The organism is Leclercia sp. LSNIH8 (assembly GCF_002920195.1).
Lineage (GTDB): Bacteria > Pseudomonadota > Gammaproteobacteria > Enterobacterales > Enterobacteriaceae > Enterobacter.
In genome coordinates this window covers 1-9,473 of record NZ_PQJY01000025.1, presented here as the reverse complement: position 1 = coordinate 9,473, position 9,473 = coordinate 1, and the positions used below count along the sequence as shown (strand labels likewise).

The window sequence follows — 9,473 nt, the reverse complement described above, 5'->3', positions numbered from 1 at the left end:
AGCCCACACGAGTATTGAGCATAGTCGAGATTGGTGCAGATCACTTCTGATATTGAACTGTCAGGAGCTGGCTGCACAACAGCCATTACGCCCAATCAACTGGTGCAGTCGTCTTCTGAAAATGACATTTGGTATCTCTCATAAACGGATGTTTTTGAGAGAACTATCTTCGGCCTTCACACGCACGAAAGGCGGCGAAGCTCCGCCGTTAATCCGTCCGCCGGAGATCTCGCCCAGGCAGGCTGAAGGCCGAGCAAGCCTGACAGGCCCGAAAAGCCCGGCACGGGCGTCGGCGGCGATGACGGCGGCGGCATTATCCAGGGTTGATGATGGAAGTGGAGGATATCGACAACCTCTCGCGCAACCAAGACATCGCGGTCGGACTGCAAGTGATCTTGAAGCCACGGGCCCGTCCCACCCCGACATGGACCTCGATGCCCGAACGGACGTTAGATTTCGAGTTCTAGGCGTTCTGCGATGAAGGTTGGATCCCAGCCGGGATTGAAAGTGTCGACGTGGGTGAATCCGAGCCGCTCGTATAGGCCACGCAGGTTCGGGTGGCAGTCGAGCCGCAGCTTGGCGCACCCCTGCGTTCGCGCGGCATGGCGGCAAGCCTCGATCAGCGCGGAGCTGACACCCCGGCCCGCATGTGTCCGTCGCACCGCGAGCTTGTGCAGATATGCGGCCTCCCCCTTGAGGGCGTCGGGCCAGAACTCGGGATCCTCGGCCGACAAGGTGCAACAGCCGACGATGCCGTCGCTGCAACTCGCGACTAGGAGCTCGGATCTCAGGACGAAGGTCTCCGCGAATGTCCGGTCGATCCGCGCGACGTCCCAGGCGGGCGTTCCCTTGGCGGACATCCACGCCGCAGCGTCGTGCATCAGCCGCACAACCTCGTCGATATCACCCGAGCAGGCGACCCGAACGTTCGGAGGCTCCTCGCTGTCCATTCGCTCCCCTGGCGCGGTATGAACCGCCGCCTCATAGTGCAGTTTGATCCTGACGAGCCCAGCATGTCTGCGCCCACCTTCGCGGAACCTGACCAGGGTCCGCTAGCGGGCGGCCGGAAGGTGAATGCTAGGCATGATCTAACCCTCGGTCTCTGGCGTCGCGACTGCGAAATTTCGCGAGGGTTTCCGAGAAGGTGATTGCGCTTCGCAGATCTCCAGGCGCGTGGGTGCGGACGTAGTCAGCGCCATTGCCGATCGCGTGAAGTTCCGCCGCAAGGCTCGCTGGACCCAGATCCTTTACAGGAAGGCCAACGGTGGCGCCCAAGAAGGATTTCCGCGACACCGAGACCAATAGCGGAAGCCCCAACGCCGACTTCAGCTTTTGAAGGTTCGACAGCACGTGCAGCGATGTTTCCGGTGCGGGGCTCAAGAAAAATCCCATCCCCGGATCGAGGATGAGCCGGTCGGCAGCGACCCCGCTCCGTCGCAAGGCGGAAACCCGCGCCTCGAAGAACCGCACAATCTCGTCGAGCGCGTCTTCGGGTCGAAGGTGACCGGTGCGGGTGGCGATGCCATCCCGCTGCGCTGAGTGCATAACCACCAGCCTGCAGTCCGCCTCAGCAATATCGGGATAGAGCGCAGGGTCAGGAAATCCTTGGATATCGTTCAGGTAGCCCACGCCGCGCTTGAGCGCATAGCGCTGGGTTTCCGGTTGGAAGCTGTCGATTGAAACACGGTGCATCTGATCGGACAGGGCGTCTAAGAGCGGCGCAATACGTCTGATCTCATCGGCCGGCGATACAGGCCTCGCGTCCGGATGGCTGGCGGCCGGTCCGACATCCACGACGTCTGATCCGACTCGCAGCATTTCGATCGCCGCGGTGACAGCGCCGGCGGGGTCTAGCCGCCGGCTCTCATCGAAGAAGGAGTCCTCGGTGAGATTCAGAATGCCGAACACCGTCACCATGGCGTCGGCCTCCGCAGCGACTTCCACGATGGGGATCGGGCGAGCAAAAAGGCAGCAATTATGAGCCCCATACCTACAAAGCCCCACGCATCAAGCTTTTGCCCATGAAGCAACCAGGCAATGGCTGTAATTATGACGACGCCGAGTCCCGACCAGACTGCATAAGCAACACCGACAGGGATGGATTTCAGAACCAGAGCTAATCCGGCAGCACTATTACTCCCAAGGGTTCCAGCAGTTGCTCCTGTTGCCAGGCACAGATCTTGACTCCTTCGAGGTTGACCCGTCTGGGGTCGAGCCCATCCAGATCGGCAAAGGTTAGGTCACAGCCCCGCAGATTGACCTGTTGCCAACAGTCGCGGGAGAAGGTGCCGCGGCTGAGATCTGAGCCCATCAAGGAAGCGCCGCTGAGATTGGCATTGCTCCAGTTGTTTTCAAACAGCTCGCATTTTTCCAGGCATTGGCCACTCAAGTTGGTATAGGCCAGGTTGCAACCTGAGATATAAGCCGAGCAGAAGTACATCTTATGGCTGACTTGATTGTAGAAGCGGGCCCGGGAAAAGTTGGCGCCCTTGAGATCGCACTCCCTGAACTCTATGCCAAAGCAGTTGGCACCGCTGAAGTTGGCCAAAGACAGACGGCAGGCCTTGAAACTGGCATCGCGCAGATCGGCATAGCTGAAGTGACACCCTTCAACGGCGCCGCTTTCAATGAAACTGCAATCCTCGAAACTGGCATCCTGCAGCTGACAGTGGCTGAAGTCACACTGATAAAAGCGGCAGCGGCGAAAACGGCTGTCACTCAAATCCTGGCGTGAGAAATCCTCTTGCTGAAAAACTTTATCAATAATATCCATACGGCTTCCTTTAATCAGGGAGGGTGCTAACTCTTTCGGCGAGCTTTGCCTAGGCAGGCAAACATGGGGTTGGTTCGCGCCTTCCCAACAACCTTTGCAGGGGTATAGGAAGTATAAACCACCTTTTTGCTCCTCATCCGAAGTATCTTACCTGAAATTCCCTCACTCGTTTACCGCTCAAGCCCCAATTTTAACTGCCGGTCCAGCCTAAACCGCTCTAATAAGGTTCGATTTGGCGGTAAAATCTCTAGCCTGATAGCTCGAGAGATACAAACTGCCCCACCGCCCCGTTTAAAAGTTGGCAGTGTTGAGCAGTGTTGGATTTGGGGTCGTCAGTCAAAGAGACGACTCTGTGATGGATCGAACAGGCTGGGAGTCAGTGGCGGCGCTCGTTCTGGTGGCAGCTCACGCTGCTTGGCGGCATTCGCCTTGGCTGTTTTCTGTTTCAGATGCTTGAGAATCTGCTCAATGACCTTCGGATCTTCGATGCTGGCAATCACTTTGACGTGACCGCCGCAGTGTTCGCAGACTTCAATATCAATATTGAAGACTCGCTTGAGGCGTTGCATCCAGGTCATGGCGCGGTGGCGCTCTGCAGGACTCTTGTCACGCCAGTTAGTATCGAGACCTTCCGATTTGTCGGGCTTCTTGCCCCGCTTGGCGGGTGTTACTTGAACTCGGTGTTTGCTGTTCGGTGCAAAGACGCCGTGGAAGCGTGTGAGGTTGACTCGCGGCTTAGGTACCAACGCAGCGAGTTTGGCGATGAAGTCCAGCGGCTCGAAGATCACATGGGTGGTGCCATTGCGGTACGGAGTTTTGAGCTCGTAACGCACCTGCCCATTGGCGGTTAATGCCAGACGTTTTTCTGAAACCGCTGGCCGACTAATGTAGCGACACAAGCGCTCAAGCTTATCCCGCTGATGCGCTTCGGCCATCACACCGGCGTGTAGCGAGAAACCAGCATGGTTGGCTACTCGACTGCTTGAGTCGGCTTTATCCTCACGCCCTGGCAAGGTTTGCAGGGTGAAGACTTTGCGCCCTTGCTGGGGGCCGACGGCAATGCGATACGTAACCGAAGCACCATGTAATTGAGTCAGCGTATCGTCTTCGCCCTCTTCCAGTGTCAACCACGTATTCTCGGCATCACGCTCCAAAATCCCACGCTTTTCCATGCAGCGAGCGATGCGATGGCTGAGGGTGTGAGCGAGCGTATTCAGCTCATCGTAAGTGGGTGCCTTGACACGATGGAAGCGTTGCTTGCCATAGTCATCTTCGGCATAGACACCATCGAGAAACAGCATGTGGTAGTGGACATTGAGATTTAGCGCGGAGCCAAAGCGTTGGATAAGAGTCACTGAGCCAGTTTGTGCAGAGGCTTTGGTGTAACCGGCTTTTTTGATCAGATGAGTTGAGAGTGTACGATAGACGATACTCAAGACCTGGCCCATCAGCTGGGGATGGCGAGCCAGCAAAAAGCGTAGCTGGAAAGGAAAGCTGAGCACCCACTGGCGAATGGGCTCCTTGGGGAAGACTTCGTCTATCAGCAGCGCCGCACTCTCGGCCATCCGGCGGGCACCGCAGCTAGGGCAAAAGCCGCGTCGTTTACAGCTGAAGGCGACCAGACGCTCGTGATGACAATCCTCGCAGCGAACCCGCATGAAACCATACTCCAGACGGCCACATTGGAGGAGGTCGTTGAATTCTTGTTGGATGTAGCGAGGCAGGTGTTGACCTTGGGCTTCGAGTGAGGCTTTGAAGGCTGGGTAGTGCTGCTCAACCAGCTGGTAGAGCAGCGTCTGGTCGGGTTGGTGGCGTTCGTAACCGTTTGTTTGAGTGGGCGATTGACTCGCCGTGGCGTTCCTTGCCAGCGACATGGGTATCCTCCGCTGATACTGTGGTTATGTACAGTATCAGCGGCTTGCGTTCAGACGTCCAGTCTGGCCCTAGACATCGCTAAATGCTTAACCCGCAATAGCCCTCACGAGTTGTTATCAGCCACTACCGGTTGAGCGAGAAGGTTTTGGGTTCAGGGTGCTATTGCTCCACCAATCACAATACTGAAGCCCCAACTGTTATCAGTTGGGGCTTTTTCTTGTCTGTTTGCGGCGGTTGCGTTTTATCGGTAGTCGTCGAGCTCTGCACCATCCCACATAAGAGCTTAACGGTGCGATCTTCAACGCCATCACACAAAACTTTCTTTTTCACGCACAGTCAACTTATTGGATGTTTTATTAACAACCCAAAAGGAGATATTTAGCGGGCGGCCGGAAGGTGAATGCTAGGCATGATCTAACCCTCGGTCTCTGGCGTCGCGACTGCGAAATTTCGCGAGGGTTTCCGAGAAGGTGATTGCGCTTCGCAGATCTCCAGGCGCGTGGGTGCGGACGTAGTCAGCGCCATTGCCGATCGCGTGAAGTTCCGCCGCAAGGCTCGCTGGACCCAGATCCTTTACAGGAAGGCCAACGGTGGCGCCCAAGAAGGATTTCCGCGACACCGAGACCAATAGCGGAAGCCCCAACGCCGACTTCAGCTTTTGAAGGTTCGACAGCACGTGCAGCGATGTTTCCGGTGCGGGGCTCAAGAAAAATCCCATCCCCGGATCGAGGATGAGCCGGTCGGCAGCGACCCCGCTCCGTCGCAAGGCGGAAACCCGCGCCTCGAAGAACCGCACAATCTCGTCGAGCGCGTCTTCGGGTCGAAGGTGACCGGTGCGGGTGGCGATGCCATCCCGCTGCGCTGAGTGCATAACCACCAGCCTGCAGTCCGCCTCAGCAATATCGGGATAGAGCGCAGGGTCAGGAAATCCTTGGATATCGTTCAGGTAGCCCACGCCGCGCTTGAGCGCATAGCGCTGGGTTTCCGGTTGGAAGCTGTCGATTGAAACACGGTGCATCTGATCGGACAGGGCGTCTAAGAGCGGCGCAATACGTCTGATCTCATCGGCCGGCGATACAGGCCTCGCGTCCGGATGGCTGGCGGCCGGTCCGACATCCACGACGTCTGATCCGACTCGCAGCATTTCGATCGCCGCGGTGACAGCGCCGGCGGGGTCTAGCCGCCGGCTCTCATCGAAGAAGGAGTCCTCGGTGAGATTCAGAATGCCGAACACCGTCACCATGGCGTCGGCCTCCGCAGCGACTTCCACGATGGGGATCGGGCGAGCAAAAAGGCAGCAATTATGAGCCCCATACCTACAAAGCCCCACGCATCAAGCTTTTGCCCATGAAGCAACCAGGCAATGGCTGTAATTATGACGACGCCGAGTCCCGACCAGACTGCATAAGCAACACCGACAGGGATGGATTTCAGAACCAGAGAAAGAAAATAAAATGCGATGCCATAACCGATTATGACAACGGCGGAAGGGGCAAGCTTAGTAAAGCCCTCGCTAGATTTTAATGCGGATGTTGCGATTACTTCGCCAACTATTGCGATAACAAGAAAAAGCCAGCCTTTCATGATATATCTCCCAATTTGTGTAGGGCTTATTATGCACGCTTAAAAATAATAAAAGCAGACTTGACCTGATAGTTTGGCTGTGAGCAATTATGTGCTTAGTGCATCTAACGCTTGAGTTAAGCCGCGCCGCGAAGCGGCGTCGGCTTGAACGAATTGTTAGACATTATTTGCCGACTACCTTGGTGATCTCGCCTTTCACGTAGTGGACAAATTCTTCCAACTGATCTGCGCGCGAGGCCAAGCGATCTTCTTCTTGTCCAAGATAAGCCTGTCTAGCTTCAAGTATGACGGGCTGATACTGGGCCGGCAGGCGCTCCATTGCCCAGTCGGCAGCGACATCCTTCGGCGCGATTTTGCCGGTTACTGCGCTGTACCAAATGCGGGACAACGTAAGCACTACATTTCGCTCATCGCCAGCCCAGTCGGGCGGCGAGTTCCATAGCGTTAAGGTTTCATTTAGCGCCTCAAATAGATCCTGTTCAGGAACCGGATCAAAGAGTTCCTCCGCCGCTGGACCTACCAAGGCAACGCTATGTTCTCTTGCTTTTGTCAGCAAGATAGCCAGATCAATGTCGATCGTGGCTGGCTCGAAGATACCTGCAAGAATGTCATTGCGCTGCCATTCTCCAAATTGCAGTTCGCGCTTAGCTGGATAACGCCACGGAATGATGTCGTCGTGCACAACAATGGTGACTTCTACAGCGCGGAGAATCTCGCTCTCTCCAGGGGAAGCCGAAGTTTCCAAAAGGTCGTTGATCAAAGCTCGCCGCGTTGTTTCATCAAGCCTTACGGTCACCGTAACCAGCAAATCAATATCACTGTGTGGCTTCAGGCCGCCATCCACTGCGGAGCCGTACAAATGTACGGCCAGCAACGTCGGTTCGAGATGGCGCTCGATGACGCCAACTACCTCTGATAGTTGAGTCGATACTTCGGCGATCACCGCTTCCCTCATGATGTTTAACGCCCAGCTTCAGACGCGCGGAGGCCGTAAGGCCGTAGCGTCGGCTGGAAGCATTGGTTAGAGCATGAGCGATTTACTGTATTCATGGCTTTCGAAAAATTGTATCTGCACAGGTTGCTAGTACGACGTACACAATAGGCCCGAGCAGTATGAGCGCCGCCCAGCCCTGAGGAGAACTTGGCGCTTTACCCGCGTAGGTGACGATCTCCACCACCAGTAGCGCCCAGGCCGCAAGGAATATGGCGATGTTTCGCGGCCTTAACCAAGTGCGCTTCTGAGCCTTGTCTAGAAGATTCACCACGTCACTACCGTCAAAGAAGTGGTGGCCGCAGTGAGCGCAACGATGTGCATCTACGAAATTCTGGCGGCCACAGCGTGCGCAGTTCATTTTTGCTCTAACGCCCTAGCTAAGCCGACGGACAGCCCGCAGGGCTGGCCGGTCGGCTTGAGCGCCATGTTGGGCGACAACTGCCTTGCGCATTGCATACCTACGGAACATGACGCCTCCACGGGAGACATTTTGCTCCTCAACTACACTGAAACCATGCCGCAGGAAAAAGGGCTTGGCGACCAGACTGGCTTCTGTGAAGAGCGAAACACCTGGGAGGGCTTTCTCAACCTCACGGTACAGAACAGACGCGACGCCCCGACGCTCGGAACCCGGTGCGGTGTAAAGAAACTCGATGTGGCCGCTAAGCTCGTAAGAGATGAACCCGATAACCGCATCTCCCTCAATTGCTAGAAGAGTCTGTAGGCCAGATAAGCGAGCTGACCAAGCCTCTATATCTGCGGGACGCGGTGCCCACGCATTCCTGTGCGAAGCGTCATAGTGAGACGCTCCAAGTACATGAATAGACTCAGTAAATACGACTGCGATAGAGGCGACGTCAGATTCAGTGCAAGTGCGTACGTTCATATCGGTTTTCTTGTTGCCCAACGCCTGAGTTAAGCCGGAGCGCTTTGCGGCCGCGGCGTTGTGACAATTTTTCCGAACAACTCCGCGGCCGCGAAGCGATCTCGGCTTGAACGAATTGTTAGGTGGCGGTACTTGGGTCGATATCAAAGTGCATCACTTCTTCCCGTATGCCCAACTTTGTATAGAGAGCCACTGCGGGATCGTCACCGTAATCTGCTTGCACGTAGATCACATAAGCACCAAGCGCGTTGGCCTCATGCTTGAGGAGATTGATGAGCGCGGTGGCAATGCCTTGCCTCCGGTGCTCGCCGGAGACTGCGAGATCATAGATATAGATCTCACTACGCGCCTGCTCAAACTTTGGCAGAACGTAAGCCGCGAGAGCGCCAACAACCGCTTCTTGGTCGAAGGCAGCAAGCGCGATGAATGTCTTACTACGGAGCAAGTTCCCGAGGTAATCGGAGTCCGGCTGATGTTGGGAGTAGGTGGCTACGTCTCCGAACTCACGACCGAAAAGATCAAGAGCAGCCCTCATGGATTTGACTTGGTCAGGGCCGAGCCTACATGTGCGAATGATGCCCATACTTGAGCCACCTAACGTTTGACATGAGGGGCGGCCAAGGGCGCCAGCCCTTGGACGTCCCCCTCGATGGAAGGGTTAGGCATCACTGCGTGTTCGCTCGAATGCCTGGCGTGTTTGAACCATGTACACGGCTGGACCATCTGGGGTGGTTACGGTACCTTGCCTCTCAAACCCCGCTTTCTCGTAGCATCGGATCGCTCGCAAGTTGCTCGGCGACGGGTCCGTTTGGATCTTGGTGACCTCGGGATCATTGAACAGCAACTCAACCAGAGCTCGAACCAGCTTGGTTCCCAAGCCTTTGCCCAGTTGTGATGCATTCGCCAGTAACTGGTCTATTCCGCGTACTCCTGGATCGGTTTCTTCTTCCCACCATCCGTCCCCGCTTCCAAGAGCAACGTACGACTGGGCATACCCAATCGGCTCTCCATTCAGCATTGCAATGTATGGAGTGACGGACTCTTGCGCTAAAACGCTTGGCAAGTACTGTTCCTGTACGTCAGCAAGTGTCGGGCGTGCTTCTTCTCCGCCCCACCACTCGACGATATGAGATCGATTTAGCCACTCATAGAGCATCGCAAGGTCATGCTCAGTCATGAGGCGCAGTGTGACGGAATCGTTGCTGTTGGTCACGATGCTGTACTTTGTGATGCCTAACTTTGTTTTAGGGCGACTGCCCTGCTGCGTAACATCGTTGCTGCTCCATAACATCAAACATCGACCCACGGCGTAACGCGCTTGCTGCTTGGATGCCCGAGGCATAGACTGTACAAAAAAACAG

At 55.9% G+C, this 9,473-nt stretch carries 10 protein-coding genes and 2 pseudogenes; all 12 read right to left on the bottom strand.

Translation table 11 applies throughout. The annotated features are described in order from the left end of the window. Positions 1 to 60: 60 nt before the first annotated feature. Positions 61 to 129 (bottom strand): annotated as a pseudogene (locus tag C3406_RS26355) (EAL domain-containing protein); the annotation flags it as partial. A gap of 320 nt (positions 130 to 449) precedes the next feature. Further along, a complete protein-coding gene (locus C3406_RS25680) occupies positions 450 to 950 on the bottom strand; it encodes a GNAT family N-acetyltransferase (protein WP_000376623.1) in 501 nt (166 codons plus the stop codon). Positions 951 to 1,077: 127 nt separating this feature from the next. Further along, on the bottom strand, positions 1,078 to 1,917 hold the full coding sequence (gene sul1, locus C3406_RS25670; protein ID WP_000259031.1) for a sulfonamide-resistant dihydropteroate synthase Sul1: 840 nt from the start codon (positions 1,915 to 1,917) through the stop codon (positions 1,078 to 1,080). Further along, a pseudogene (locus C3406_RS25665) lies at positions 1,911 to 2,120 on the bottom strand (DMT family transporter); the annotation flags it as partial. The pseudogene C3406_RS25665 and the gene sul1 (C3406_RS25670), both read right to left, overlap by 7 nt. Beyond that, complete coding sequence (locus tag C3406_RS25660; RefSeq protein WP_012579084.1) at positions 2,117 to 2,773, bottom strand: quinolone resistance pentapeptide repeat protein QnrA1; 657 nt, start codon at positions 2,771 to 2,773, stop codon at positions 2,117 to 2,119. The gene C3406_RS25660 and the pseudogene C3406_RS25665, both read right to left, overlap by 4 nt. 332 nt (positions 2,774 to 3,105) lie before the next feature. After that, positions 3,106 to 4,647 carry an IS91-like element ISCR1 family transposase gene (locus tag C3406_RS25655; protein ID WP_000050481.1) on the bottom strand — a complete coding sequence of 514 codons (1,542 nt, stop codon included), beginning with the start codon at positions 4,645 to 4,647 and terminating at the stop codon, positions 3,106 to 3,108. 404 nt (positions 4,648 to 5,051) lie between these two features. Then, complete coding sequence (gene sul1, locus C3406_RS25650; RefSeq protein ID WP_000259031.1) at positions 5,052 to 5,891, bottom strand: sulfonamide-resistant dihydropteroate synthase Sul1; 840 nt, start codon at positions 5,889 to 5,891, stop codon at positions 5,052 to 5,054. Continuing rightward, positions 5,885 to 6,232, bottom strand: coding sequence for a quaternary ammonium compound efflux SMR transporter QacE delta 1 (locus C3406_RS25645; RefSeq protein WP_000679427.1), 348 nt, complete (start codon positions 6,230 to 6,232; stop codon positions 5,885 to 5,887). Before C3406_RS25645 ends, sul1 (C3406_RS25650) begins: the two co-directional genes overlap by 7 nt. 163 nt (positions 6,233 to 6,395) lie before the next feature. After that, on the bottom strand, positions 6,396 to 7,187 hold the full coding sequence (gene aadA1, locus C3406_RS25640; RefSeq protein ID WP_001206316.1) for an ANT(3'')-Ia family aminoglycoside nucleotidyltransferase AadA1: 792 nt from the start codon (positions 7,185 to 7,187) through the stop codon (positions 6,396 to 6,398). A gap of 412 nt (positions 7,188 to 7,599) precedes the next feature. Then, positions 7,600 to 8,112, bottom strand: a complete 513-nt coding sequence (locus C3406_RS25630; protein WP_103826560.1) for a GNAT family N-acetyltransferase — start codon at positions 8,110 to 8,112, stop codon at positions 7,600 to 7,602. Between the two features lie 118 nt (positions 8,113 to 8,230). Continuing rightward, on the bottom strand, positions 8,231 to 8,695 hold the full coding sequence (gene aac(3)-Ia, locus C3406_RS25625) for an aminoglycoside N-acetyltransferase AAC(3)-Ia (RefSeq protein ID WP_002089484.1): 465 nt from the start codon (positions 8,693 to 8,695) through the stop codon (positions 8,231 to 8,233). Between the two features lie 75 nt (positions 8,696 to 8,770). Beyond that, on the bottom strand, positions 8,771 to 9,325 hold the full coding sequence (locus C3406_RS25620; protein WP_032488579.1) for an aminoglycoside N-acetyltransferase AAC(6')-Ib3: 555 nt from the start codon (positions 9,323 to 9,325) through the stop codon (positions 8,771 to 8,773). Positions 9,326 to 9,473: the final 148 nt, after the last annotated feature.